We start from the raw sequence: 25,199 nt of genomic DNA, 5'->3' as shown, positions 1-25,199 counted from the left end.
AAGTCCTTTCGTTCACGACTCAGCACCGTGTTGCTAAGTACTTATCTAATAAGTACTAATGCTAGCCTCTTGCCAGGTCAACCCACCACTCCCGCCCCAGAGAGGCCGTGTCGCCGGTGCCCGAAGCCCGCACCCCCGCCCACGAACGCCGCGCACCCCTGGAGGCCCTCACGCGGGCCGCCTACAGCCTCAGCGCCGCCGACGCCCGGCTGCGGGGGAGGGCGACGAGGACCCCCGGGGCCCTCTCACTCACCCACGCCAGGGTGCTGCGGGTTCTGGCCGAGGAAGGCCCGCTTCCGGTCACGAGACTCGCCGAACACGCCGAAACCACCGGAGCGGCGGCCACACAACTGGTCAACGGTTTGGAGCGGGCCGGCCATGTCACGCGCGAACGCCCCGACAACGACCGCCGATCCGTTTTCGTAGCCCTTACCCCGGCCGGGCTGCAGCGCCACCGCGAACGCGAGCAGGTTCTCGGGCGCGCCCTCGGCGAAGCGCTACAGCACCTCGATGACCACGCCTTGCACGCGGCCACCGAGGTACTGCGGCGCCTCGCCGTCATCTACGACGGCCTGTGAAACGCCGTTCGCCACCACGGCATGAACCGCGCCCACACCCATCTCCTCCGTACGCACGGACGTCCGTACTGCCCGGCCACCGGGCAGACGTGAAAACAAGTTCATATCTTTCCCGCGAAGAAACCTTGACGTCGCCGCGCACCGGCTGCCAGTCTCCCGAATGGTATCCAATCTGTGCACTTGCGGATCCAACTTGGTCTCGGCGTGGCTCCCTCGGCCTCGTCGCTTCCAGCCGAGAGGCATCTGCGAGCAAGCGAAAACGGAGGCGCCTCATGACGGAGGCCAACACCCGGTACACCGACGCGCCGGGCGACACACTTCTGTTCGAGAACGACCGTGTGCGGGTGTGGTCGATGACGCTCACCCCAGGTCAGTCCGCCGAGCCCCCCTTCCACCAGCATCACCACGACCACGTCATCATCTGGCCCGTCTCCGGTCGATCTCAGGGGCAGGAACTCGGCCATGACGAGTGGGGCATCGTACAGAACGCCGAGCCCGGCTTCGTTCTCTACCGGACCGTCGGCCAGAGCGGACCGATCAACCCCCACCGGATCCGCAATGTCGGTGAAGAGGGCAACACCCACTACATCATCGAGCTGCTCGAGAAGTCACCGAGCGCGGAGCCGGAGCCGTGGGTCTCCAACGACCGCGGCGAATTCACCGCTGACGGCGACACCGCCTGAGCACTCCGCGCTCCCCTCTAAGCCTCACGGGCCGGTGGTCGTTCCCCCTCCCCCGAGCCGGCCCGTGAGTACCTTCCGATGCAGGGCATCATCCACCAGAAACCGGGCTGAGGACGCCGCTCACCCCTGCCCGGTTCCCTCGTCACGCGGCTGCACACGCTGTCTCCAGCGCACCACAAGACCGGTGCATTCCCCCAGGAGGAACCATGACCGTGCAGCGTCAATCCACGACTGAGAGACCCCCGGAACAGACATCACTCCGCCGTGGCTCCATCGGCGCCTTCGGCATGGTCTTCATGGTGATCGCCGCAACGGCGCCGTTGACCGCGATGGCCTCCAACCTCTCCCTGAGCCTGGGCCTCGGCGTAGGCCGTGGCACGGTCGCACTTCTGCTCGTCGTCGGGGCCCTCATGGCCCTCTTCGCCGTGGGGTACGTGGTCCTGACCCGGCACGTCACGAACGCCGGCGCGTACTTCGCCTTCATCGGCTACGGGCTCGGCAAGACGGCCGGTGCCGCGTCGGCCTTCGTCGCCGCTCTCGTCTACAACCTGGCGACCGGCGGCATGATCGCGGCGACCGGCTACTTCGCGGGACTGGCCGTCGAGTCCTACAGCGGTTTCAAGGCCGCCTGGTACGTCTACGGCGCGGTCGCGCTGGTGATCACCTTCGTCCTCGGCATACGCGGCGTGGAAATCGCCCAGCGCGTCACGACCGTGGTGTCCCTGGCCCAGTTCGCCGTCATCCTGGTGCTCGGTGTGGTGATCTTGTTCGAGCGTCCGCAGGGCTGGTCCATGGAGGTCCTTTCCCCTCAGGAGGCCATCCACGGCAACGTGGCCCTCACACTGGTGTTCTGTATCCTCTCCTTCACCGGCTTCGAGGCAGCGGCCATCTACGGTGAAGAGGCTCGGGCCGCCCGCCGCAGCATCAAGGTGGCGACCTACAGCGCTCTGGCCATCCTGGTCGCCATCTTCACCTTCTCCACCTGGTCCATCACCGCCGCCTTCGCCGACGTGGAGGCAACGGCCGCCGGCGATCCGGGGGCCCTCATCTTCACGGCCGCGGACCGCTACCTCGGCAGCTGGTCGGGGTCATTGCTCAGCGCCCTGGTCGCCTGTAGCTTTCTGGCCTCGGCCGTGTCCTTCCACAACATGTCCACCCGCTATCTGTTCGCCCTCGGACGTTCCCGACTGCTGCCCAGTTCCCTGGCGCGCGTCCACGCCCGCCACGGCACCCCCTACCTCGGGTCCTACGTACAGATCGTCCTCTCCGTCACCCTGCTGGTCCCCTTCGTCCTCACCCACGCCGACCCCCTCATCAATCTCTTCCCAGCCGTCTCGGGCATCACCTCCCTCTCCTTGCTGGCCCTCATGGCAGGCTGCTGCGTGAGCGTGATGGCGGCGGCGCTACGGGGCAAGCTGACCGAGAGCCGCTGGGAGACGCTGGTCGCACCCGGTCTGGCGGGTGCCGGACTGCTCGCCACGATGTGGATCGTCGTGGACAACTACAAGGCGGTCACCGGAAGCGACGCCCTGATCATCGCTCTCATGCCGCTCATCCCCATCGCCGCGGCCCTCTACGGCGCCTTCGCTTCGTCCAGGAACCAGGCCATGACCCTCGACGCCGACCTCTCCACGTAAGACCGACCACCACCTCCCGCGGGGCGCACCGCGCCCCGCGTCTTCCTCCCCCCTCGGCCGCACCACACGCCTGCCCGAAAAAGCGAATCCGTACTCGGATTCATCACACACAGGAGACTGCATGAACGCCCACACGCCCGCCCACCTCGCACTGCCGACCAGCCGCCAGGAGGTCGTGGACCGGGCACGGGCCCTGCGCCTCGTGCTCGCCGAAGACGCGATCGCCATCGACGCCGAAGGACAGGACCCGACCCGCAACATGCGCCTCATCGGAGAGGCCGGCCTGCACCGCATCAACGTTCCCGTCGAGTTCGGCGGCCTGTGGGACGGCCCCTCCTTCGGCGCCTGGCGCCAGGTCATCGAGACCCTGGCGGAGCTCTCCGCCGCCGATGGCTCCACCGGGCAGTGCTGGGTGAGCACCGCCCTGGTCTCCCGGGAGATCTTCACCTCCGAAGGACTCGCCCGCGACACCAAGGAACAGCTGGCGGACGAACTGCTGCAGGAAAGCCGCCGGTTCGTCGCCTCCAACGCGGAGACCGGTGGTACGGGGCGCGTGGTGGGACGCCGGGTCCCCGGCGGCCTCATCGTCAGCGGCGTCAAGACGTTCAACACCAACAGCGGTGGGGGTGGCCGGGACATCAGCTGTGTCAGCTTCGCCCTGCTCGGGGACGACGAGCAGCTGGAGACCGCCACCCGCCACCACGCCCTCATCCGGCTCGACGACCCGGCCCTCGAAGCCCACCACAACTGGGACAACATGGGCCAGCGCGGCACCTACAGCCAGACCATCACCTACCGGGACGTCTTCGTGCCCGACGGCTGGCACTTCCCCGCTCACCTGGCCGACCCCTACTTCTTCTGTGCCGCGATGCTGCTCCACGCCGGACTTCTCCAGGGCATCGGCGAAGGCGCCCTCGAGGCGGCCGTGGCCTTCGTCCGGCAGCTCAACCGGCCGAGCATGCCGAAGTTCGGCACCGCCTCGAACGATCCGCTCATGCATCGCCAGCTCGGTGAGCTCTCCACCGAACTCGCCGCCTCCCGGGCCCTGATGATCGCGGTTGCCGACCAGTTGGAGGCCCCCGGTCTGTCCGCCAAGCCGGAGGAGATGGCCATCCGGGGCTTCCGGTCCAAGGTCGCCAGCACCCGGGCCGGCCTGGACGTCACCTCCCGCATCCACGACCTGACCGGCGCCCGCAGCACCTCGAACACGTACCGCCTGGACCGCTTCTGGCGCAACGCCCGCACCTTCGGCAGCCACGACTCGGTCGATGCCAAGAACGCGTTCATCGGCGCCTTCGAACTCGATGGAACCCTGCCCTCCGTCCCCGACTACATCCGCATCTGACGCTCCGCGTCCAGACCCCTTCCCGGAGGAGGGACCATGACCGCAGCCCCCCATCCATCGGACATCGTGGCCCCGATGGACTACACGGCGCTGGCGCCCAAAGCCTTGACGGAACCAACGGCGGCCACTCTCCTGCCCGCAACGCGCAGCTACCTCAACATCGCCTATGCCACGGCCCTGGGCTGGCGTCCCCTGCTGCTCGACCTGCACGTGCCGACCACCGGCCGTGGGCCCCACCCGGTCGTCGTGTACGCCCACGGAGGCAGTTTCCTCGGCGGCATCAAGGCGATGGGGCCCTGGCACGACCTGCCGTCCCACGGCATCGCCGTGGTCTCGGTCAGCTACCGTCTCTCGGGCGAGGCGCACTTCCCCGAACCGGTCGAGGACATCCTCGCGGCCGTCCGCTGGACGCGGGCCAACGCCCACCACTACAACCTCGACGGCGGCCGCATCTCCGGCTGGGGCAGCTCCGCCGGGGCCTACCTGGTCACCATGGCCGCACTGACCGGCGACAGCCCGCTCGGCAGACCGGTCGGCGACCACACGCACGTCTCGAGCGCCCTGTCCGCGGTCATCAGCCACTACGGCGTCGCGGACCCGGCCCGGCTGGGACAGGACGCGTTCGACAACACCGACGAGCAGATCCGGGAGATCGAGAACGTGGCCCGCCAGTTCCTCGGCTTCGCCCCCCGGGAAGACCCCCAACGTGCGGGCGATACCGATCCGGTCGCTCTCGCCGTCGGCCGCGGAGAAGGACCGCCGTTCCTGATCCTGCACGGCGATGGCGATCACCGTGTCGGCCTGCGCCAGAGTCAGCGGCTGCACCAGGGCCTGACCGAGGCGGGCATCGTCTCCAGACTGGTCGTCGTGCCCGGGGCCGATCACGCGGGCCCGGAGTTCACCACCCCGGAGCGCGTCAAGGAGGCTGCCGCGTTCCTCTTCCGCACCTGGTACCCGCCCACCCCGAGGACCTGATGACGTCCGCAGCCTCCTCAGGACCTCTGCCCAGCGCGCCGCAGCAGGACCGCAGCCGCCGATCCGCCCGGCAGATCCTCACCTCCGCGATCACGCTCCTGACCGACAACGGCATCGGCGACTTCACCATGACGGACGTCTCGCGGGGAGCCGGCTTGTCGATCGGCGGCGTCTACGGCCGCTACCCCACCAAGGAAGCATTGCTGCGCGAGGTCAAGGACCACGTGCTCAGCACCCTCGAAGCCGCCGTGGCCGAAACCGTGGAGACCACCCACGGCGGCGACCTGCGCCAGGCCATGACCGCGCTGGTCACCGTCATCGCCCGGTCCCTGCACCAGCAAAGCCGCCTGTTCGCCTTCGTCTTCCTCCACAGCGGCGACGACCCGCAGATGCGCCGCCGCGGGTTCCAGTTCCACGACCGTATGAAGAGCGCTTTCATGGAGGCTCTCCTCCCGCTCACCCCCGGCCCCCACTCCTCGGCGCGGAAAGCCGTGGACATCCTGTACGAGACGATCATCCACAGCCTCATCTCCCGTTCGGTCACCGCGGGCAGTGTCGATCCCGGCGAGACCACGTACGCCTCCCCACCGGACTGGGAGACCTATGCCCGCGCACTCACCACCATGTGCTGCCTCTACCTGACCGCTCCGCCGCATCCTTCCTGGAACCTTGGAGACTCTGATGTCGTTTGACGCCCCGATAGATCCGGCCGTCCTCCGTAAGGCATTCGCGTGCTACCCCAGCGGAGTGGCGGCTGTCTGCGCCATGATCGACGATGAGCCCATCGGCATGGCGGTGAGCTCGTTCAACGCGGTCTCACTCGCCCCGCCTCTGATCTCGGCGTGCATCCAGGACACCTCACGGACCTGGCGCAAGCTGCGCCAGGCGCCGCGTGTCGGCGTCAGCATCTTCACCGAGGAGCACAGCGAGCAATGCCGTCAGCTGTCCCTGAAGGAAGGAGACCGATTCACCGGTACCACCTGGCGCACCAGTGACCTGGGCGCGATGTTCCTCGCTGACGCCGTGGCGGCGTTCGACTGCTCGCTCTACCGTGAAGCCGAAGCCGGCGACCACTCGATAGCCCTCTTGGAAATCCACTGCCTGACGTACGACCCGGCGACCGCCCCCTTGATCTTCCACCGCAGCTCATTCCGGCAACTGGCCTGACGGCGGCGGTGAGGGGCGCTGCCCGCCCCAGGGCATGGTTCGAGGCGCCCCCCGCGCGGACCATCCCTGTGCGGATGGTCCGCGGTCACGTCGATGAGGTCTGATCCCGCGTCCTCATCGCGATGAGCTCCTGGGCACGACGGCTGTGCTCGATAGTCAGGTCACGAGCCGTCTCCTCGTCACGGGCCTCGATCGCCGCGCTGATCCGCGCGTGTTCCTCGGCGTTGTCCTTCAGCAGGCGCACATCCCCGCCCAGAGCGGTCCAGGTGAGTCCGCGGGGAATGCGGTGGTGCAATGCCTCGATGGACATCTCCAGTTGGCGGTTGCCCGAGGCCGCGATGATGGTGGTGTGGAAGGTGCCGTTGGCCTGAAACCAGATGCGGCGGGCCTGTGCGAGTGCCTCCTCGGTCTGCGCCCCGGCCATTTCGGCTGCTTCCTGGAACAGAGCGTCTGTGCCGTGCAGGACGTCGAGTTGCTTCTGACCGATGTTCCTCGCGGCCAGCAGCGCCGCGTGTCCTTCCAGGACCCCGCGCACCTCGAATGCCTGGGCGATGTCCCGCGAGGACGGCAAGGTGACACGTGCGCCCCTGTTGGCGACGATCTCAACGACCCCCAGAGCCTCGAGCTGGCGCAGCGCCTCCCGTACGGGCGTACGACTGACCCCGTACTCGCGGGCGATCCGCTCCTGGCGGATCCATGAACCGATCTTGATATCCCCGTCCCCGATGCGGTCCTGCAGGTCATCGACGATGCTGCTGACCAGCTGGTCCTGCTCCTGGGCTCGCGCCTGTGCCACGTTGCCGCCTCCGCTGCTCCGCCCCTGCGGATCAATGCCGCCTTGAATTGCATCCAATCCTAGCGGGGCGGGTGAGGACCGAAGAGAGGCGGTTACGAGCCATCGCTGATGCCACCGCCCCACGGCGCGGTGGCATCGGCGATGGCATCAGGTGACGGCTATCGTCCCGACATACGTGTCGTGGCGACCTTGCCCACGACCGCGACCGCCAGGGTCGGCGCGGCCGCCGCGGCCACGGCCCAGCCCGGCTGCCAGTGGACCAGCCCCGCGCCCAGCCCCGCGCCGGCCGCCAGCAGCAGGATCGCCGCGGCACGCCGCACGGCGGGCTGCGGACGGTGCGCTCCCAGCCGGGAGTCGGCGGCCAGACCGGTCATGGTCGAGGTGACCACGACAGTGGGGATGTCTTTGACGGCCAGTTGCCGGGCGGTCGCGGCCTGCGCGCCCAGCGCCAGGGCGAGGGCGCCCGCGACGACCAGGCCCCACAGGCGTCCGGGAAAGCCGCCGGCGATGAGCAGCGTGCCGGACACGGCGACGAGAATGACTCCGACGCCTGTGATCATCGCCGTGCACAGAGAGTTCCATCCCGGTGGCGCCTTCCGCAGTGCCCTTCCGGCCACCGCGGCGCCCAGGGCGAAACAGACCAGCGCCAAGCCGGGAGCGGTGACGGAGGCACTTGGTGTCCCGCTGAGGACGACGCCGATGATCACCACGTTCCCCGTCATATTGCCGGCGAAGACGCGCTCCGGGCTGAGGAAGCTGACGGCGTCGACGATCCCCGTGGCGAAGGTGAGCACCAGCAGCAGTGTCTCGGGGAGCCGGTGGGCGGGGGTGCGGCGAGCGGTGGATGACTCATGGCTCGTCCGGGTGTCCGTCATCAGCGGCCCGCCGCGTAACCCTGTGCGCCGCGCGGGTTGGCGGCCGCGTACAACTGACCGCTCCCGGGGTCGCGCCCCGCGCAGGAAAGGCGTCCCAGGCTCCACGCGGCGGAGACGGTGACCTCGTGGCCTCGCCGTCGTAGTTCGTCGACGACCGTGGGGCCCACCCGGTCTTCGACGACGAGACCGGTCGGGGTCCAGGTGCGCGGCCAGAAAGAGCTGGGAACGGCCGTGGTGTGGAACATCGGAGCGTCGATAGCCTGCTGGGGGGACTGGCCCCCCACCAGGGTGCGCAGGAGATACGACAACTGCCACTGGTCCTGTTGGTCGCCGCCGGGTGTGCCCAGGGCGGCGAGCGGTTCCCCGTCGCGCAGCAGCAGCGTGGGGGATAGCGTCGTCCGCGGCCTGCGACCGGGCTCCAGACGAGACGGGGCCGCCGGGTCCAGCCAGGTCATCTGCAAGCGGGTGCCCAGACAGAAGCCGAGGTCGGGTACGGCCGGGGAGGACTGCAGCCAGCCTCCGGAGGGCGTGGCGGAAATGATGTTCCCGTGCCGGTCCACCACATCGAGATGGCAGGTGTCCCCCCGGGTCTGCCCGGACCTGGACACCGTGGGCTCACCCAGGCCCGCGCCCGCCTCGACACTCTCGGCTGTCGCCAAAGGCGGCACATACGGTGTCCGTCCAGTCACGCCAGGACGCAGCTCCGTCGAGGCAGTGGGCCCGATCAGCCGCGCCCGTTCCTTGGCGTATTCCCGTGACAGCAGTTGGGCCACCACACCGCGCGCTTCCTCCGCCTCCAGGTGCCCGTAATAGGACTCCCGGTCGGCCATGGCGAGCTTCAGCGCTTCCACGATGGTGTGCACGCCCTCAGCCGTGTCCGGGTCGATGAGCCGTCTTTCGAAGTGGTCGAGGATGGCCAGTGCTTGCAGCAGCACGGGTCCTTGGCCCCAAATCCCGCTCTTGGCCACGGTCGTCCCCCGGAAAGTAAAAGTCACCGCCGGTTCCAGCTCAGGTTCAAAGCCCGCGATGTCGGCGGCGCGGAGGACACCGGCGTGGTCGCGCCCCGTGGAATGGCGGTGCGGCCGGGCGACGAACTTTTCGATGGCCGTGGCCACGAAACCGCTCTTCCACTCCTGACGCGCGGCCTCGATCCGCTTCTGCCGGGAGCCGCTCGTGGAACCGGCCGCTATCAGACGACGCAATGTCGTCGCGTACTGCCGGTTGACGATGATGTCGTGGGGGGCGGGGGGCCTGCCCTGCGGCATCCAAAGGCGGGCCGAGGTCGGCCAGTGGGCATGGAAGAGCTCCTCCACGGCGGCGATGACCGAAGCCAGTTGGCCGGTGATCGCGTGGCCTTGTTCGGCGTAGAAGATCGCATAGGCGAGTACAGGCTCCAACTCCCACGTGCCGTGCCTGGCCAGCAACCACAGCCAGGAGTCGACGGCGCCGGGCACGGCTGCCGCGAGCGCGCCGGCCCCCGGCACATGGTCGAGTCCCAGCGCGGTGAAATGCTCGATGCTCGCCCCCTGCGGTGCAGCACCTTGGCCTGCCAGCACTCGTGGGGTGGGGTCATCGGCCGTGGCGAGGATCGCGACCAGGTCGCCTCCCGGCCCATTCAGATGTGGCTCGACCACATGCAGCACGAAGGCAGCGGCCACTGCCGCGTCGAAGGCGTTGCCTCCCTGTTCCAGAACGGACTGGGAGGTGGCTGTGGCGAGCCAGTGCGTCGAGGCACTCATGCCGAAGGAGCCCGTCAGGGTCGGCCGGGTGGTGAAGGCGCTGGGAGTAGGAGCCAGCGGGCGGGGCGGAGATTCCATACCCTAGATAGTATCCAATTTTACTTAGATTGCATCCGACTTACCCGCAGCGGCATCCGTGAGACGTTCCCGGACTGATCGCGACGCATGGCGGTCCGGGCCAGTCCACTACTGGGTCCGATGGTGACACCGCTGCCGCTGGCCCCGGAACGAGGACCTTCGGACGATCGCCAGGTGCCCGAATCGCTCTGCGCCGGCTGGGGACGCCCCCGGAGGCCGCGCATCGCGTTTTGTCGATCTTGCCGACAGTCGTACGCGGCAGGGCATCGTCGCTCTCGACACGTTCCGACCACTTGAACTTCGCTGACCACGAAAGAACCCGACAGCCTCGCGAAACTCGCGATTGCCTTGCCGGGGACTGTAAGACGTTCGGTGTCCCGATCATGGAAGATGCATCGATGACCAGTGAGAACGTGACAGACCACGAGGCTCTCCGCTGGGTGTTTCGGCTCCCGCCCGGTCTGTCACGGACCTGTCCTCGCTCTGGAGGGCCCATCGGCACGCAGATAGGCGCGATGGCCGACCGCAGGGCCGTGTGTGATGTCGTCGACCATTGCCCGGGACAAGTTCTGAGGACCCGCGTCCTGTCACCGCTGGGCTCTCCTTCTCAAGCGATCTTCAATCGGTCTCTCACCTGTCACTCGATCGGGACCGCGCCTGGGATAGGGGTAAACCTGCGGTCTGTGCCGACGCGATCCTGATCCGGGCCCTCCCTGTCAGTCTCTGGTGAGACACCCGGTATGCCGGGTTATCCTTCCTGGGCGAGACAGGAGCCCCACCCCAGATGACCAGCACAAACGGCCCGATAGCCGAGTCCGAGGACCCGGCGCCGTGACTGACCCGCCGCCGCTTCTCCCCGGAGTACAAGCTGCGCATGGTCGCCGAGTACGACGCCGCTCCGACCGGGGAGAAGGGTGCGATCCTGCGGCGTGAGCGCCTGTACCACTCCCACATCATCGAGTGGCGGGCCGCCCGGGATGCCGGGGCGATGACCACGCTGACCGACCAGCGCACCAGTCCGGCACGGCCGAAGAAGGCCGCGGAAGCCGCGGAGCTGGAACGGCTGCGGAAGAAGGTCGCCCGGCTGGAGATGGACCTGGCCAAGCGGGATGCCGCACTGCAGGTCATGGGAAAAGCTTCCGCGCTCTTGGAACTGCTTGCCGAGAGCGCGGACTGACAGACGCCCTCGATCCGGTCGTGGACGAAGCGTTCACCGGCCTGGAAACCCAGCTGGGCATCGTGGCGGCCTGCCGGCTGACCGGCCGCTCCCGCGCCACGCACTACCGGCGCCTCAAGCCCCGCCCGCCCGCCGGGCGCACGCCGCGCCCAGCTCCGCCGTCGGCCCTGTCGGCTGCCGAACGGGCTGCGATCCTGGCGTTGCTGAACCGGCCGGAGTACGCCGAGCTGCCGCCCGCCCAGGTCTGGGCGCGGGAGCTGGATGCCGGGAACTACTGGTGCTCGCCCTCGACGATGTACCGGATCCTGCGGGCCGCCGGGCAGAACGGCGAACGGCGCCGCCAGGCCACCCACCCGGCCAAGGTCAAGCCGGAACTGGTCGCCGACGGGCCTTCGCAGGTCTGGTCGTGGGACATCACCAAGCTCCGCGGACCGGGCAAGAGCGACTGGTATCACTTGTATGTCCTGATCGATATCTACAGCCGGTACGTGGTCGGCTGGACCCTCGCCGCGCGTGACCAGCTAGTCAGCCACTCCCGCACTGCGGGGGAACCTCGATGTCCAGGATCAGGCCCGGTAGGCCGTGTCCACCGGCGCGGGCCGCGGGGATGCCGTTCCTGGTCTCGGCGGCCTGCAGCCAGACGCCCTCCCGGGCAGCAGCTCTCGCCGAGCGCAGGCGGGCGAGAGCGGCTGGGTCGATGCCGGCCAGCAGGCGCCAGGCGGTTGGAGTGGAGGCGACCGGGCCGAAGACCTCCGGGCGCCGGTCAGGCCAGTGACATCGGCGAGATCGGTCAGCAGACAGGATCCAGCATGGCTGACGATCCCACGGCCGGCCGTCAGCTGAGATGACAAGTGAGGGACGCGACCCGGTAACCTTCACGCAGAAAGTGCCTTCCTGCTGGAACGACAGAAGCCTTACACAAGCCCTATCGTCCCAGGTCAGATGGCACTTTCGCTTTCCCGCTCAAGATCCGGACACCACCGCAGGTGAAACGCGCAGGTTAATAGGGACGGCCAGAGCCGCCCGTTTGACAGTCCCATGTTCGGCAAGGCAACGTCCTGTGACGAGGCCCTTGCAGGGGCGCGTACGCGCCGGTGACGGTGACGGTCTTCGTCCTCGTGGCCCGCCGTGGAGGTGGGGCGTGGTCCGCAGTGGTTCAAATGGCATTGTGGTCAGCGGACGAGACGGAGCAAGTCGATGTCGATGCCGAAAGGGACCGTGGTCTTCAGGCGCTCGCGGTAAATATGGGTGGCTACGTAGGCGCGGGTGGTGTCGTCCAGCTCGTACGTGTGGATGACGGGGAGGCCGTTTTCCTCCTCGACACGCCAGTAGTGCCGAATATCCGCCTGCGCGTATTTGAACGGCTTCAGCGACCGGTCGCGGTCGGCGGATTCGTCTGAGACGACTTCGATGGCGAGGGCGACCTGGTCGGGAAGGTAGTACGTACGGTCTGGGTCGTATGGGGTCGTGACAGCGAGGACGTCAGGCTCGGGCCGGTTCTTCTCATTCAGCTTGACTGTCATCTCCCGGTCGATCACGAATCCCTCGGGAGCTTGATCGTCCAGTGCGGTCGTAAGCCGTGTGACGACGCGGGCGTGCCAGGACCGCTGTGGGGACATCATGAAGATCAGCGCTCCATCGATCAGCTCGGTGTGTCGTGGGAGGTCGGGTGCGTTGTCGAGGTCATCGGCTTCCCAACCACTCTGCCGAGGCGGCAGCATCCAGGGTGGGAGCGCGTCCCATGCGGTCGTCATCGTGTCCTCCTTCTGGCGCCCGGCCAGCTTAACCTCGCCGTTTCAGTTGGTGCTGGTGGGCGGCTGAGCGAGTTCGTTTGGGGCGGTGTCGGCCGGTGGACATGATTAGGGCCCGACGCGGGGTCGGGTTCTCCGAGGTCCTTCAGTCGAGGGTGGGCGGGGATGGCGAGTCAGCTGGCGGGGCGGGGTAGTGCTGTCAGGCGGTGGAATGCGGCGGTGAGTTCATGTCGCCAGGGCCAGGTCGCAGATATCCGAAGGCGGAGGCGGCGGCCGCCCCGGGTGATCCGGGCGGCGACGTGCAGGATCCGGGAGCGGAGGCGTAGTCGGCAAGTTGTTCGGGCGTGGCCACCGTCTGGATGTCTAGATGATCAATTCCAAGGGGTGTGTGCGGGCATGAGAACGAGGGTGTCCAAGATCGTTGTGTGACGAACAACCAGGACACCCTCGCGACCGCACTTTACGCGACCACCGACGACCTGCTGAAGGAGCGTCCGGACCTGGCATCATGGCGCCCGCCGGTCGGCATCGCACCCCGCCTGAGTGATGCCGAACTGGTCACCCTCGCCGTGATGCAGGCCCTGCTCGGCTTCACTTCCGAGGCCAGGTGGATCCGTCACGCCCGTACCCATCTGCGGCACCTCTTCCCGTACCTGCCGCAGCAGCCCGGCTACAACAAGCGGCTGCGCAAGGCCGCCGGCCTGCTGCGACGGGTCACCCGGATCCTGGCCACCACATCCTCGGTGTGGAGCGACGACGTGTGGGTCGTGGACTCCACCCCGGTGGAATGTGGCCGATCCCGCGAAACCGTCAAACGCTCGGACCTGGCCGGATGGGCCCAGTACGGCTACTGCGCCAGCCACAGCCGATTCTTCTGGGGCCTGCGCCTGCACCTGATATGCACCCTCCAGGGCCTGCCAGTCGCCTTCGCCCTTACCGGAGCAAAAGCCGACGAGCGCGAGACCCTCCTCGACCTCCTCGCCGCCGAACCCGGCCTTCTCCAAGGTCGAACCGGGCAGACGCTGATCGGCGACAAGAACTACTACGGTCGCGCCTTCGAACATGAACTCGCAGAGCACGGAATCCAACTACTGCGGCCCGCCCGCAAGGGCGAACGGCAGCGGCCGGGCGCGCATCTGTTCAAGCCCTTGCGGCAGGTCATCGAGTCGATCAACGAGACGTTCAAGGGACAGCTTGACCTCGAACAGCACCGGGGCCGCACACCCGGCGGCGTGGTCGCCCGCGTCATGCAGCGAATCCTCGCCCTGACCGCAGCGGTCTGGCACAACGACGCCACCGGACACACCGTCCTACGTTCCCTGACCGCCTACGATCACTAACCCCTTGGAATAGATCATCTAGTCCCGCCCTAAGTTCGAGCCGTTCGACGAACCACTCGCGTCCCGCATATCTGGCCGGACAACGCCTCCAACATCGCCCAGGCGTCGACCATTCCCCCCTCCGCCGTCCCCACCGGGGCAGCCCGAGGGCGGCACACCCCACTGCGCTGCGCTTCGCCTACCGGGCAGCGCCACCAAGAACGGGACCCCAACCAGCCCGCCGGCCCTGTCGGCACATGTGCCCGGCCTGCCATGACGCCACACGGGCTGTCGGACGAACCAAGGAGGAACATGGGCTTCGGAAAATTCGGTGCTCAGGGCACGCACGGCGCCACGGCACTGGCGATCGCACTGGACGAAAGGGTCTTCGAAGACGATCGCTGGAAGACGCCGGAGGAGAAACTCCGGCGCGCACTGATCTACCTCACGCGCTCAGGAGCCGGCTACCGGGCCATGGAGGACGCAGGCATCACCGCCGATGCCCGCACCCTCAGCGCGTGGCTGTCCCAGATGCGCAACCCCAACCGGGACCGACAGGCCCGCCTGGAGACCGCCTACCAGACCCTGCGCCGACGCAACATCGCGCCGGCCCTGACCCGGTCGCTGAACGCAGATGGCGGCACCCGCATCGAGATCTACCCCGTCGATGAGACCGAGGTCCAGATGTGCCACCGGCGCGTCGTGCCGTGGCGCTGCAAGAACATCTACCGCTGGAACACCATCGTGGCCGCGTGGTCGGTGGGGGACCAGATGCGCTTGGCCGCGGCGTGGGAGCACACCATCTGCGACCTGGACTCGGACTGGCGCAAGTACGAGTACGTCTCCTATATCGGCATGCCCATCTGACCCGGCCGGCCGCACGCTCACAGCCCTTCTTGTTCTCAGGAGCAGCCCCCTCATGGATGAGCAACCACCCGACAGCGCGTCGGCCGCGCACCCCCAGGCCGCCACACATCGCCGGGAGCGGCAGATGCTGACCACCCCGGCGATTCGCCACCTGATGACGCTGGACGCCCGCGGTGAGCTCACCACCGCCCACGTCCGACTGGTGGCCCAGACCCTGGACCTGCACATCCGCACCGTTTGGAAGCGCCTGGCCGACGCCAAAGCCAACGGCACCGCCGAACGCCTCAGCCGCGCCCGCTTCGAGATCACCGAAGACCTCCGCGTCCAACTCGCCTACCATCGCGGCAACATCAAGCGCCTGCACGAGGAACTGCGCACCGAAGCCGAAGAGAACAACACCACCGCACCCAGCCTGGCCACCCTCTACCGCGCCATTCGCCGCGACCTCTCCCCGGGCGACCTCGCCGGCCTGCGCCAAGGCCTGCCGGCCTCCCGGGGCCACGACCCGCACCTGCGCCGCCCGCCCGTCTGCCGCAACGAGGAGTGGGAGGGCGACCACAAGCAGGTCCCCGTCCTGGTGCTGGCCGGCGACCGCCTCCTCAAACCCTGGGTGACCTGGTTCATCGACTGCTCCACCGCCATGACCATGGGCTGGGCCCTCACCCCCCACTACCCCCACCGCGGATCCATCCTCGCCGCCCTGCGCTCGGCCATCCTGCGCGATGACACCCACGGACCGGCCGGCGGTCTGCCCCAGCGGCTGCGCATCGATCGCGGCCGCGACTTCCTCGCCCGCGCCGTCCAAGAAGCCCTCGGCGCCTTCACCGTTGACGTCTACATCCTGCCCCCCTACACCCCACACCTCAAAGGCAGCATCGAAAACCTCAACCGCGCAGCCACCAGCATGTTCTTCTCCACCCTGCCCCGCTACACCGAAGCCCAGCGCCTGGACTCCCGCCACCGCTCGGGCGAGAACGACCCGCCACTCACCTTCGAAGCCTTCGTCGAGCTGTTCGGGCAGTGGGTGCGCCGTCGCAACGCCGAACACCGCATGACCGCCCGCGGCAACCTCACCCCCCTGGAGCTGTGGAACGAGGACGACACCCCCCTGCGGGAGGCCGCCCCCGAGGACCTGCACGCCTTCCTGCTCGAGGCCGACCGCTCCACCCGCAAGATCCAAGGCCACGGCATCCGCTGGCGCGGCCGCGACTACATCGGCCCCTGGATGACCGGCCGCACCGGAACCGAAGTCCGCATCCGCTATCAGCCCCACCACGAGGACACCATCGAAGTCTTCGACCTGCACACCCACCGCCACCTGGGCACCGCCCACCTGTCCGACCAGGCAGACCCCGACCAGATCAACGCCGTCTACCAGGCACGCAACGAACGCGCCCAGCGCCTGCGGCAGGACCTGCGGGCCGCCGAGCGCAAGCGCCGCCGCCGCTTCAAGGCCGCCACCGCCCCCGCACCCGCCCAGGCCGAAGGCGCCATGACCCGCAAGGCGGCCACCGAGGAACTGCGCACACTGCGTGCCCCGGCCCACCCCGACGAGCTGCCCGAGAACTACATGCCGCGCCGGCTCGCCCCTGGCGCCGGATGGGTCATCCCCACCACCCCCTGTAAAACCACCTCCGAAGAGGACTCTCATGAGAGCTGAGCTCCCGCCCGGCACCCACCCCCGCCTCCTGCGCCCGGAGGGCATCCACTGGCGCGGTCGGCTCTACCACGCGAGCTGGATCACCGGCCAAGTCACCGCCCAGGTCGTAGTGCGCCCCCACGCCTCCCCAGGGGATGGCATCGACGTCTACCACCCCAGCGGCCGCCGCCTGGGCACCGCCTTGCCCATCACCCTTGCCTCAACCGAAGGAACACCTATGACCGACACCACCGGCACCGAGACCGCGGCCGCCGACGCAAGCGGAGCCGAACCCGATTTCTATCTCAACCTGGCCGATGCCCGCATCGTCGCCACCGAGGCCCTCCTGGAGGCCGGGAGAACATCGCCGATACCATCGACGCCCGCGCCATGTCCTGCATCTACGGCGACGCCGGTCTGGGCAAGACCTTCTCCGTCCTGGCCGCTCTGAAGGAAGTGGCCGCCGACCTGGTGCTGTTCCTGCAGTTCCGCTCCCGGCCCACGCCGCGCGACATCCGCCACGAACTGTTCACCCTCCTCAATCTCGAGGGCAAGGCACCCACCCACCCCAGCGAGTTCGACCAGCTACTCAAGCGATCCCTCGCCCGCCGCCCCTACGTCCTGGCCTTCGACGAGGCCCAGCAGTTCAGCCGCGAGTGCTTCGAATTCGTCCGCCACCTGTGGGACACCGGCCAGGGAAAGAATCGCCCCGCCGTCCTCTTCATCGGCGGCGAGGAGTGCTACAAGACCCTCTACAACGATCCCGCCCTCGCCTCCCGGATCTACATTTGGCAGGAATTCACCCCGATGGAACCGGACGAGGTCCTCAAGAACATCCCGCACTTCCACCCCCTGTGGGCCAACACCTCACCCGAACTGATCAACTACATCGACCAGGAGGCCGGCGCTGGCACCTTCCGCATGTGGTCCAAGATCACCCACCACATCCTCGAGGGCATGAAGCGCCGCGGCCTGGACGAAGTCGACGAAACCATCGCCCGCTGGGCCATCCGCCGCGTCCGGCCCCCCAGGCAGCGCCACCGCCGAGACGAGAGCCGATGACCCCCAGCGCCCCCACTCCGCACAGCGCTGCCCGGCACTACCTCAACCTCCCCCAGGCCCGCACCGTGACCACCTCACAGGTGCGGGCCGCCGCCAACGCCCTCCACACCACCGTCGAGCAGCAGGCCATGATGTGCCTAAGCGGTCCGCCCGGCACCGGCAAAACCTTCACCCTCCACACCCTGATCGCCCAGCACCCCCACTGGCAGACCCTTTCCCTGCTTGTGCGCCCCCAGGCCCGCCCCGAAGACCTGCGCGCCCGCCTCTACCGGGCCCTGCAACTGCCCGGCACCGCCCCGAAAAACCCCGGCATCTGCGATGACCTCATCCGCCACGCCCTGCATCATCCGCCGCGGCTGCTGGCCATCGACGAAGCCCACCAACTCTCCGCCTCCTGCCTGGAATACCTCCGCTTCCTGCACGAGGACACCCACACCCGCCTCGCCGTGCTCCTGCTAGCCAGCGACCACCGGATCAAAGCCCTGCGCGCTCAACCGGTACTGACCAGCCGCGTCCACACCTGGCACCACTTCCAGTCGCTGACCGAGCCCGAACTCCTCACCACACTCCCCGCCTTCCACCCCCAGTGGCACGACACCGACCCCCAGCTGATCACCACGCTCAACACCGCCTGGGCACACGGCAACTTCCGCCGCTGGGCGGCCCTGACCCACCGCCTGGCCAGCCTCGCCCACCGCACCGGCCGCCGCCCCCTACACGACGCCCACCCGCTGCTGAAGCAACTCCAGCCCCGACCCACGACAAGGCCATGACCCCGACCGCACACCTCACCCCCTCCACACCCCTCGTCGATCCCAAGGCCTGGGAGCCGGTGTGGTCACCCGGTGAAACCGACCCTGCCCTGCCGCCCCTCACCCTCATCCTCGACCCGCACGATCACCCGGCCCTCACCACCACTGCCCTGGCCGCCCACCGGCCCAGCGCCGGACGCATCACCGTGCACCCAACCCCCCTGACCCCCACCGGCGCCACTTTGGCCCACGACCTGATGCGCGCCTACGGAAAACACCTGCCTGTCCCGGAGGACCTCCACCCCGAACCCGCATGGGTCCGCCACACCGACGACAGCTGGCGCAACACCGCCGCATGGACCACCGCACTCGGCATCACCCACCTGATCGTTTGCCGGGCCCACCGCCTCCGCTCCGGCTACATCCAACACCTGCTGGCCCTGCGCGAACACGCCCGCCTGAAGCTGACACTGCTCTGCCACGGCTCCTTCACCGACAACGTCCAGCAACTGCTCTCCACGGTCCGCCACGACGACCTCAACACTCCTGACGCCGCCCTGCGGCACCTCCAGCATTCCCCACCGCCTCTCACGGACGGGAACTTCCCGTGGTGGCAGGTACGCCCCTCTTTTCCCGCCCGACCGGAGGAGACCTGGTTCCGCCTGCCACCCCCGCCAAGCGGCCGCCACCGCTGGGAAGACCGGCACTACGCCATGATCGCCGCCCAACCACCCCCCGACGCACGCCTCCTTTCCCTGCCACCGACCCGCTGGGACCATACCCACCCCCACCTCGCTCCGGCCATCGCCCGCATCCACAACCGCATCGCCCATCCCGTGCACGCCGCACGCGTCGCCCTGCATCTCCTGACCGGCGCGCCCCCCGACCAGCTCAACCACCTCCCTCACGACGACCTAACCTCCTCCGCCAGCCCCGACCACGGCCAACACCCCACCGAAGGCTTGCCCCCATGGGCCCGACCTCTGGCCCAGGCCGCACTCGCCCTCACCGAGCTGCGCGGCTACGTCCACGCCAACACCCCCTTGTTCATCCCTAAATGGGAAGAGCACGAAGTCAGTCAGGCCATCGAAGGCTGCCGCCTCCTCCTGCCTGCGCCAGCCCGCACGCCCGCTGCCGCCCGCAGACGACCGGCCAGACGGTCCTGACCACGGCCACCGCAGGACGCCCCACCACCCCACCCCGACCGACCTTGAAGCCATTCATCCCGACCAGGAGCCAGCATGCATCCTGCCTTCGACCCGGAATCCATCACCGATGCCCTCGACCGCGCCGACATGGATCTGTGGACCCGCCAACCGCCCCGATCAGACAGCGCCCGCCTGCGCTTTCTCCTCTCCCAGTACGCCGACCACCACACCCTGGCCGCCCGCCTGCGCATCTCACCCGCCGAACTACAGGCGGTACTCCCTGGACGACAGGGAGCCCCCAGCGAGCAACTGCACCACGCCATCACGCGGGAAGTGGCCAGGCTGTGGCAGCCGCTCATTCGCCGCTGGGCCCACCAATCGCTCGTCGTACGAGGCGGCTTGATGGTGCACTTTCGCGGATGGTTCGGATTCACCGGAGCCGCTGGCTCCTCCGACGACGGCCGCTACCGCCTCCTCACCGAACAACTGCCGACCCTCTACATCGGTCGACTGTTCCGGGCGCGAGAGCGTGAGGCGGATGAGGAAACGCTCCGCGGCATCGTTGCGGACGCGGTCGGCGAGGCGTACTTCCGCGTCTCACCTACACGCGGGCTGCGCATGGTGGAGCTCAAGGACATCGACTACATCGAGTTCTCCTACTGAGCCCGGCCCTCCCTCACGCCCAGGATCCGCCCGATGTGAGCCGAAGCTTCAGATCCTCGCCACGGGAGCCCCCAGGCGGACCAGCATGGACTCGACATACTCGTGTCCCTGCTCTGGCGGTGTACCTTCTGCGCCGCTCGGTCGGAAGAGTGCGAGTTCACGGAATCGTGGATACTGTGAGAAGGAAACCTGCATTCGGAGCAGGGATCCTTCCGACCATCGAGCTGTGATGTCGTATCCCCCATCTACTGGCCGGCGGGGATGCCATGGATGCCGAGAAGCGTCAGTACACCCTCCTCGCGCTGCCGACGCACCTGCGTGAGGCGGGCGACTGGTCTCGGCTCAACCGACTGCTGACCAGCTTCCGCTTCTTGCAACAGAAGACCACAGTCCTGGCCATGCTCGACCACTGTTTCCTCGCCGCGATGGTCGCCCACGCCGTTGAAAGGGGGGCCGGAGAAACGGTCCAAGCAGCCTCGTTTCCCTCACTCTGGCAGAAGTGCGACGGCTCATGGATCTTGCCCATCTCCCAGCAGCCCACCTACTTCGGACCGAACACAGGCTCTGCTGGTCGTACTGGAGACGACACCACCAAGCCGTCGCCTGCCACTTCCACTATCAATGCCGCACGCACCCCGATCGGGTGAGTCACGAACCACCGCCGCCATGACCACCGCCAACCCACTACGCTCGAGAAGGCGCTGTGACCAGCGAAAATGGAGAACTGCGACTGGAGTACTAGGGGCATGTCCTTTGACAACCTCGGTGCTTGTGGCCGCCGGCTCGGCAGGTGGGGGCCGGTCATGCGTCAGGGGGTGGCTCTGGGGGCAGATGCCAACGCAGTTCACCGGCCTCCGCAAAGCGTTGCCAGCCGTCCAGGAGGCGTGCGCGGACGAGACGGTCGAGTAGCTCTTCCACCTGCCCCAGGGAGAGCCCGCACAGGCGGGTGAGCAGGTCCACCTCCACGCTGCCCGACCGGCCTGAGGTATGCACGGCCAGCGTCAGCGTGGTGAGCTGCACCGCGGGCGGTGCCTCGCGCGTGGCCGCGAGTGGGATCGGGTGCAGGGCCCAGTGGGCGGCTCGGACGCGAGCGCGGCGGGGAGGGGCCTGGTCAAGGACGGCGGCATCCAGCAGCTGTGCCACAACGCCGCCGTATGTCCGCCGTGCGGTGGGGGAGAGGCAGCTCAGCCACCCGGCGTGGGTGAGTTCGTGCCAGGGCGCGGCGTATCCGGCCAGCCGCATGCTGCGCAACAGGCCGGCCGGCAGGCGGACCCGGCCGCCGGCATCGGCACGCAGTGCGCATTGCACGGCCAGAAGCCGGGCGGTGGGCGAGGAGAACCGGGGGAGCGCGGCACCGAGGTAGGTGAGCATCTCCCGCACCCGCACCTGCTCCTGTGGCCCGGGAGTGTAAGGCCTCCGCGGACCGTTGATCCGGGCACAGCATGCCGCCGGGGGAGCGGTGACAAGGATATTCGGGACCACGGACGCCTGTTCGGTGGCGGCGGCGCAGGCAGCGCAGGCATCGGTCAGGCGCCATCGTCGCCCGCTTCGGTCGCCCGTCAGGACCAGGAGGACGGAGCCGGCGCAGCCGCGGTGGCGTGGGTGCCAGTGGCAGCCGCGGGCCTGGCACTGACAGGTGCGCAGATGATCCGGTACGGCGTTCTCATGGGCATGCTGGGACAGATGGGCCAGCGCGACTGATCGTGCCGAGACCGCCGCGACAGGGTGCGGTTGGGGCGGGCACTGGGAGCAGGCCAGCATCGGTCCGCCCGGCTGGGGGCGCAGTTCCACGGTCCAGGTGCGCCGCACCGCGATGTCGGTGGGGGAGAGCCTCATCGGGCCCGGCGTCCTCCTGTTCGGTCCGCAGTGGTTCATAACGCCCCGTTCCCGGGGCTGGTCGGGGCGGCGGTCGGCCGCACCCGTGGTGCAGACCCCCGCACTCTTGCAGAGCCGGTCGAGACCGTCCTGTACCGGTTCAGATAGTGCAGAAGTCTGCACTGACAGGGCGAGGTTCTGCACCGTCGGATAGGGCAGTGACGATCTTCCCGCCCGATCCCAACCTCACCGCGCTGCGCGTGCAGCTCGCCCGGCTGAGGGATGAGCGCGGCTGGACCTTCGATGAACTCGCCGAGCGCAGCGGCCTGTCCCGTCGCACCGTCATCGACCTCGAACACGGCCGCACCACCGGGTCCGTCACCACCTGGCACGCTCTCGCCCACACCTTCGGCGTCCCCCTCGGCCCCTGCTGGGCACCCTCTGCGACGGCCACACCCCACCCGCCGAACCCCCAGCCTGACCCTGCCGCGCCGACCCGCCCGCGCCGCGCACACATCACCCGAACCGACGAACCACCACCGAACGCCCAATCGGCCCTCGTACGCACGTCCCTGCGTAATTGGGCTGTCCGCGCGAACCGCACGGCGCCACCCCGCCCTTCCGGCGCGGCCTCTGGCACGGTCACCGCCATGCAGCCCACCCCCGCCACCGAGGGCCGTCACCGGGACGGCAGCCCCCGCCACCGCTCCCTGCGCGTCGCCCCCTACAGCCCCAGCCGCCTGCTGCGCGCCGGACAAGGAGCCCGCTGCCGGCACTGCGGCCACCGCCTGGAGTGGTTCCACACCAGCAACGGCCAGCCGATCGCCCTGCACCCCGCCGAGATCCCAGCCACGACAGTTCCGGAATCCTGCCGCTGGCATCTCAGCTGCGGCACCGCCTACCCCAGCGGTGACGGCAGCGCATGGTGCCGCATCCCGCACACCCTGCTCTGCACCCACCACACCGCCCCCGCCCCGCTCAGCGCACCCCTGCAAGCGGCCCGCCGTCAGCTCGCCGTCCGCACCCGCCGCCTCCAGGCCCACACCTTCACCCCGCCGCCCTCGCCCCCTGCTACCAAGCCGCGTCCGCAGCCCTGCCGCCCGGCCCGCCCGGTCGTACAGATCCTCTACACCCGCTACCTCGCCGCTCACCCCATCGAGGAACTGCGCTGCGTGGCCCAGACCCGTCACCGCCACCGCTGCCCCAGCCCCATCCTCGCCACTACGCCCGGCACCTGGACCCTGCTGCCCACCGGACCAACCCACGGCCAACTCGCCCTGCCCCAGCAGCTGATGGCCGTATACAACCTCAGCCACCTGCCCTACGCCGAGCAGATGCGCTGGCGCACCCAGCGCTGCCCCGCCCACACTGCCGCCCCGGCGCCGCCGACGTCACCCTCCCCGGCTGGGAAGTCTTTGACCCGCTCCTGCACCACCGACACATCCACAGCCGACTGCCCAACGCCGCCCGGCAACACCACCCCCGCTGACGGCCGCACCACCCGCCAACCACCCCCGGCCATCGCCGTCCGCCAAGACTTGACCACCCGTCCGCCCCAGGCGCCGCACCCCCAGTGCACATCGCCGGCGCCGCCCCGCCATCCTGGACCGCCTTCGTGCTGAACCCCACCGATGAACAGGCCGCCGCAGCCGACGTTTTCCGCACCGGGGACCACCTGGTCCTCCAAGCTGGCGCCGGCACCGGCAAAACCACCACCCTGGCTCTCCTGGCCAAAGCCACTACCCGCCGCGGCCGCTACCTCGCCTACAACCGCGCCATCGCCCAAGAGGCCGCCACCCGCTTCCCCAACACCGTGATCTGCAAGACCGCGCACGCCATGGCCTACGCCGCCATCGGCCACCGCTACGCCCGCCGCCTGGGCGGCCCCCGCCAGCCCAGCTGGCGCACCGGCCAGGCCCTGGGCATCACCAAACCCATCCGTATCGGCGGCCGCGACATCAGCCCCCGCACCCTGTCCAACACCACCCTGCGCACCGTCACCCGCTTCTGCCACTCCGCGGACGACCACCTGCGCCCCCACCACGTCCCCCGCCTGCGCGGTCTGGAAGGTGACGACCACTACGCCCAGTTCGCCGAGACGATCGTGCCCTTCGCCCGCAAGGTCTGGGCGGACCTGCAGCACCCCGAGGACGGCGTAGTCCGCTTCGACCACGACCACTACCTGAAGATCTGGGCCCTCACCCGCCCGCAGACCACCGCCGAGTACCTGCTCCTGGATGAGGCCCAGGACACCAACCCCGTGGTCGAGCAGATCTTCACCGCCCAGCGGGATCACGCCCAGCTGGTCATGGTCGGCGACTCCGCCCAGGCCATCTACCACTGGCGCGGCGCCCGCGACGTCATGACCGGTTTCGACGGCACCGCCCTGTCCCTGTCCCAGTCCTTCCGCTTCGGTCCCCGCCTGGCGGCCGAGGCCAACCGCTGGCTCGCCCTCACCGACGCCCCGATCCGCCTGACCGGCAGCGAGACAGTGCTCACCGAAATGGGGCCGGTAGAGCAGCCGGAGGCGGTGCTTTGCCGCACCAACGTCGGAGCCATGGCCACCGTCATGGACCTCCTGGCCACCGGCCACCAGGTCGGCCTGGTCGGGGGAGGGGGCAGCCTCCAGGCCCTGGCACTGGCCGCCCGAGACCTGAAGGAAGGCCGCCGCACCGGCCACCCGGAACTGGTGCTGTTCACCTGCTGGGGCGAGGTCCAGGACTACGCCGCCCACGACCCGGCCGGCCGCGACCTCCAGCCCCTGGTCGACCTCGTCGACACCCACGGCACCGACGCCCTGCTCACCGCCATCAGCCGCATCCTCCCCGAAGAGCAGGCCCAGGTGACCGTCTCCACCGCCCACAAGGCCAAGGGCCGCGAATGGCTCCGCGTCCGCATCGCCGACGACTTCACCCCGCCCGAAGACAGCGATGACCACGACGAGACCGGCGCTCCGGTGCCCGGCCCGATCGACGACGGCGAAGCCCGCCTGGCCTACGTCGCCGTCACCCGAGCCCGCCGGCAACTGGACCTGGGCGGCCTGTCATGGATCAACGATCACCCCGCCGGAAATCCGCAGTGATCGTACTGCCCCGCACCAATGCCACCGAGCACTTGTCGATCCACCCGTTGG

At 68.7% G+C, this 25,199-nt stretch carries 24 protein-coding genes and 4 pseudogenes; 21 read left to right on the top strand and 7 right to left on the bottom strand.

The window, feature by feature from the left end; translation table 11 throughout:
- Positions 1-116: 116 nt before the first annotated feature.
- From AS97_RS00285 to AS97_RS00255, 7 genes are all read left to right on the top strand, one after another.
- Positions 117-578 carry a MarR family transcriptional regulator gene (locus AS97_RS00285; RefSeq protein WP_247204164.1) on the top strand — a complete coding sequence of 154 codons (462 nt, stop codon included), beginning with the start codon at positions 117-119 and terminating at the stop codon, positions 576-578.
- A gap of 272 nt (positions 579-850) precedes the next feature.
- A complete protein-coding gene (locus AS97_RS00280; RefSeq protein WP_210564095.1) occupies positions 851-1,261 on the top strand; it encodes a hypothetical protein in 411 nt (136 codons plus the stop codon).
- A 206-nt stretch (positions 1,262-1,467) separates the two neighbouring features.
- Positions 1,468-2,898 (top strand): APC family permease, encoded by a 1,431-nt coding sequence (locus AS97_RS00275; protein WP_210564094.1) that lies wholly within the window; start codon positions 1,468-1,470, stop codon positions 2,896-2,898.
- A 121-nt stretch (positions 2,899-3,019) separates the two neighbouring features.
- Positions 3,020-4,243: an acyl-CoA dehydrogenase family protein gene (locus tag AS97_RS00270; protein WP_210564093.1), complete on the top strand. Its 1,224-nt coding sequence runs from the start codon at positions 3,020-3,022 to the stop codon at positions 4,241-4,243.
- 36 nt (positions 4,244-4,279) lie between these two features.
- Positions 4,280-5,218 carry an alpha/beta hydrolase gene (locus AS97_RS00265; protein WP_210564092.1) on the top strand — a complete coding sequence of 313 codons (939 nt, stop codon included), beginning with the start codon at positions 4,280-4,282 and terminating at the stop codon, positions 5,216-5,218.
- Complete coding sequence (locus AS97_RS00260) at positions 5,218-5,910, top strand: TetR/AcrR family transcriptional regulator (protein WP_210564091.1); 693 nt, start codon at positions 5,218-5,220, stop codon at positions 5,908-5,910. Before AS97_RS00265 ends, AS97_RS00260 begins: the two co-directional genes overlap by 1 nt.
- Positions 5,900-6,385, top strand: coding sequence for a flavin reductase family protein (locus AS97_RS00255; protein ID WP_210564090.1), 486 nt, complete (start codon positions 5,900-5,902; stop codon positions 6,383-6,385). Before AS97_RS00260 ends, AS97_RS00255 begins: the two co-directional genes overlap by 11 nt.
- A gap of 85 nt (positions 6,386-6,470) precedes the next feature.
- On the opposite strand, the gene AS97_RS00250 is transcribed toward AS97_RS00255, so the two are convergent.
- From AS97_RS00250 to AS97_RS00240, 3 genes are all read right to left on the bottom strand, one after another.
- A complete protein-coding gene (locus tag AS97_RS00250; RefSeq protein ID WP_210564089.1) occupies positions 6,471-7,181 on the bottom strand; it encodes a GntR family transcriptional regulator in 711 nt (236 codons plus the stop codon).
- A gap of 158 nt (positions 7,182-7,339) precedes the next feature.
- A complete protein-coding gene (locus tag AS97_RS00245) occupies positions 7,340-8,056 on the bottom strand; it encodes a YoaK family protein (RefSeq protein ID WP_210564088.1) in 717 nt (238 codons plus the stop codon).
- Positions 8,056-9,873: a gamma-glutamyltransferase gene (locus tag AS97_RS00240; RefSeq protein WP_247204163.1), complete on the bottom strand. Its 1,818-nt coding sequence runs from the start codon at positions 9,871-9,873 to the stop codon at positions 8,056-8,058. The genes AS97_RS00245 and AS97_RS00240 overlap by 1 nt, the downstream gene beginning before the upstream one ends.
- A gap of 835 nt (positions 9,874-10,708) precedes the next feature.
- Here AS97_RS00240 and AS97_RS00235 point away from each other — a divergent pair.
- Both AS97_RS00235 and AS97_RS48835 read left to right on the top strand, forming a co-directional pair.
- Positions 10,709-11,050: a transposase gene (locus AS97_RS00235; RefSeq protein ID WP_282615720.1), complete on the top strand. Its 342-nt coding sequence runs from the start codon at positions 10,709-10,711 to the stop codon at positions 11,048-11,050.
- A gap of 293 nt (positions 11,051-11,343) precedes the next feature.
- A pseudogene (locus AS97_RS48835) lies at positions 11,344-11,556 on the top strand (DDE-type integrase/transposase/recombinase); the annotation flags it as partial.
- A gap of 115 nt (positions 11,557-11,671) precedes the next feature.
- Here AS97_RS48835 and AS97_RS46580 read toward each other — a convergent pair.
- The 3 genes and pseudogenes from AS97_RS46580 to AS97_RS00220 form a co-directional block, all read right to left on the bottom strand.
- Positions 11,672-11,959, bottom strand: a pseudogene (locus AS97_RS46580) (IS1380 family transposase); the annotation flags it as partial.
- Positions 11,960-12,222: 263 nt separating this feature from the next.
- Positions 12,223-12,804, bottom strand: a complete 582-nt coding sequence (locus AS97_RS00225) for a Uma2 family endonuclease (RefSeq protein WP_059142935.1) — start codon at positions 12,802-12,804, stop codon at positions 12,223-12,225.
- Between the two features lie 170 nt (positions 12,805-12,974).
- A pseudogene (locus AS97_RS00220) lies at positions 12,975-13,127 on the bottom strand (IS1380 family transposase); the annotation flags it as partial.
- Positions 13,128-13,226: 99 nt separating this feature from the next.
- Between AS97_RS00220 and AS97_RS00215 the strand changes: the two are divergent.
- The 9 genes from AS97_RS00215 (at position 13,227) to AS97_RS00175 (ending at position 20,898) form a co-directional block, all read left to right on the top strand.
- Positions 13,227-14,141, top strand: coding sequence for an IS982 family transposase (locus AS97_RS00215; protein ID WP_210564085.1), 915 nt, complete (start codon positions 13,227-13,229; stop codon positions 14,139-14,141).
- A gap of 291 nt (positions 14,142-14,432) precedes the next feature.
- Positions 14,433-14,987, top strand: a complete 555-nt coding sequence (locus AS97_RS00210) for a transcriptional regulator (RefSeq protein WP_210564084.1) — start codon at positions 14,433-14,435, stop codon at positions 14,985-14,987.
- A gap of 52 nt (positions 14,988-15,039) precedes the next feature.
- Positions 15,040-16,647 (top strand): Mu transposase C-terminal domain-containing protein, encoded by a 1,608-nt coding sequence (locus AS97_RS00205; RefSeq protein WP_210564083.1) that lies wholly within the window; start codon positions 15,040-15,042, stop codon positions 16,645-16,647.
- Positions 16,637-17,077 (top strand): Mu transposase C-terminal domain-containing protein, encoded by a 441-nt coding sequence (locus tag AS97_RS00200; RefSeq protein ID WP_210564082.1) that lies wholly within the window; start codon positions 16,637-16,639, stop codon positions 17,075-17,077. Before AS97_RS00205 ends, AS97_RS00200 begins: the two co-directional genes overlap by 11 nt.
- Positions 17,017-17,688 (top strand): ATP-binding protein, encoded by a 672-nt coding sequence (locus AS97_RS00195; protein WP_210564081.1) that lies wholly within the window; start codon positions 17,017-17,019, stop codon positions 17,686-17,688. The genes AS97_RS00200 and AS97_RS00195 overlap by 61 nt, the downstream gene beginning before the upstream one ends.
- On the top strand, positions 17,685-18,461 hold the full coding sequence (locus AS97_RS00190; protein ID WP_210564080.1) for an ATP-binding protein: 777 nt from the start codon (positions 17,685-17,687) through the stop codon (positions 18,459-18,461). The genes AS97_RS00195 and AS97_RS00190 overlap by 4 nt, the downstream gene beginning before the upstream one ends.
- Positions 18,458-19,606: a hypothetical protein gene (locus tag AS97_RS48400; RefSeq protein ID WP_210564079.1), complete on the top strand. Its 1,149-nt coding sequence runs from the start codon at positions 18,458-18,460 to the stop codon at positions 19,604-19,606. The genes AS97_RS00190 and AS97_RS48400 overlap by 4 nt, the downstream gene beginning before the upstream one ends.
- A gap of 75 nt (positions 19,607-19,681) precedes the next feature.
- A complete protein-coding gene (locus tag AS97_RS00180) occupies positions 19,682-20,251 on the top strand; it encodes an XRE family transcriptional regulator (protein ID WP_210564078.1) in 570 nt (189 codons plus the stop codon).
- Between the two features lie 266 nt (positions 20,252-20,517).
- Positions 20,518-20,898, top strand: a complete 381-nt coding sequence (locus AS97_RS00175; protein WP_210564077.1) for a hypothetical protein — start codon at positions 20,518-20,520, stop codon at positions 20,896-20,898.
- A 154-nt stretch (positions 20,899-21,052) separates the two neighbouring features.
- On the opposite strand, the gene AS97_RS00170 is transcribed toward AS97_RS00175, so the two are convergent.
- Entirely contained in the window at positions 21,053-22,087 is a 1,035-nt protein-coding gene (locus AS97_RS00170) for a hypothetical protein (RefSeq protein ID WP_210564076.1), read from the bottom strand.
- A 197-nt stretch (positions 22,088-22,284) separates the two neighbouring features.
- Between AS97_RS00170 and AS97_RS00165 the strand changes: the two are divergent.
- From AS97_RS00165 to AS97_RS00155, 3 genes and pseudogenes are all read left to right on the top strand, one after another.
- Positions 22,285-22,547 (top strand): annotated as a pseudogene (locus AS97_RS00165) (helix-turn-helix transcriptional regulator).
- 169 nt (positions 22,548-22,716) lie between these two features.
- Complete coding sequence (locus AS97_RS00160) at positions 22,717-23,688, top strand: DUF6083 domain-containing protein (protein ID WP_247204161.1); 972 nt, start codon at positions 22,717-22,719, stop codon at positions 23,686-23,688.
- Entirely contained in the window at positions 23,685-25,148 is a 1,464-nt protein-coding gene (locus tag AS97_RS00155) for a UvrD-helicase domain-containing protein (protein ID WP_210567102.1), read from the top strand. Before AS97_RS00160 ends, AS97_RS00155 begins: the two co-directional genes overlap by 4 nt.
- Positions 25,149-25,199 lie beyond the last annotated feature (51 nt).

Origin of the sequence: Streptomyces sp. AgN23, assembly GCF_001598115.1 — a bacterium.
Lineage (GTDB): Bacteria > Actinomycetota > Actinomycetes > Streptomycetales > Streptomycetaceae > Streptomyces > Streptomyces antimycoticus.
This window is presented reverse-complemented; position numbering and strand designations above follow the sequence as displayed.

Bases quoted from the DNA above. Each gene is read 5' to 3' on its own strand.
- AS97_RS00280 (WP_210564095.1), top strand. From the start codon at position 851: ATGACGGAGGCCAACACCCGGTACACCGACGCGCCGGGCGACACACTT.
- AS97_RS00275 (WP_210564094.1), top strand. From the start codon at position 1,468: ATGACCGTGCAGCGTCAATCCACGACTGAGAGACCCCCGGAACAGACA.
- AS97_RS00270 (WP_210564093.1), top strand. From the start codon at position 3,020: ATGAACGCCCACACGCCCGCCCACCTCGCACTGCCGACCAGCCGCCAG.
- AS97_RS00265 (WP_210564092.1), top strand. From the start codon at position 4,280: ATGACCGCAGCCCCCCATCCATCGGACATCGTGGCCCCGATGGACTAC.
- AS97_RS00260 (WP_210564091.1), top strand. From the start codon at position 5,218: ATGACGTCCGCAGCCTCCTCAGGACCTCTGCCCAGCGCGCCGCAGCAG.
- AS97_RS00255 (WP_210564090.1), top strand. From the start codon at position 5,900: ATGTCGTTTGACGCCCCGATAGATCCGGCCGTCCTCCGTAAGGCATTC.
- AS97_RS00245 (WP_210564088.1), bottom strand. From the start codon at position 8,056: ATGACGGACACCCGGACGAGCCATGAGTCATCCACCGCTCGCCGCACC.
- AS97_RS00240 (WP_247204163.1), bottom strand. From the start codon at position 9,873: ATGGAATCTCCGCCCCGCCCGCTGGCTCCTACTCCCAGCGCCTTCACC.
- AS97_RS00225 (WP_059142935.1), bottom strand. From the start codon at position 12,804: ATGACGACCGCATGGGACGCGCTCCCACCCTGGATGCTGCCGCCTCGG.
- AS97_RS00210 (WP_210564084.1), top strand. From the start codon at position 14,433: ATGGGCTTCGGAAAATTCGGTGCTCAGGGCACGCACGGCGCCACGGCA.
- AS97_RS00205 (WP_210564083.1), top strand. From the start codon at position 15,040: ATGGATGAGCAACCACCCGACAGCGCGTCGGCCGCGCACCCCCAGGCC.
- AS97_RS00200 (WP_210564082.1), top strand. From the start codon at position 16,637: ATGAGAGCTGAGCTCCCGCCCGGCACCCACCCCCGCCTCCTGCGCCCG.
- AS97_RS00195 (WP_210564081.1), top strand. From the start codon at position 17,017: ATGTCCTGCATCTACGGCGACGCCGGTCTGGGCAAGACCTTCTCCGTC.
- AS97_RS00190 (WP_210564080.1), top strand. From the start codon at position 17,685: ATGACCCCCAGCGCCCCCACTCCGCACAGCGCTGCCCGGCACTACCTC.
- AS97_RS48400 (WP_210564079.1), top strand. From the start codon at position 18,458: ATGACCCCGACCGCACACCTCACCCCCTCCACACCCCTCGTCGATCCC.
- AS97_RS00180 (WP_210564078.1), top strand. From the start codon at position 19,682: ATGCATCCTGCCTTCGACCCGGAATCCATCACCGATGCCCTCGACCGC.
- AS97_RS00175 (WP_210564077.1), top strand. From the start codon at position 20,518: ATGGATGCCGAGAAGCGTCAGTACACCCTCCTCGCGCTGCCGACGCAC.
- AS97_RS00170 (WP_210564076.1), bottom strand. From the start codon at position 22,087: ATGAGGCTCTCCCCCACCGACATCGCGGTGCGGCGCACCTGGACCGTG.
- AS97_RS00160 (WP_247204161.1), top strand. From the start codon at position 22,717: ATGCAGCCCACCCCCGCCACCGAGGGCCGTCACCGGGACGGCAGCCCC.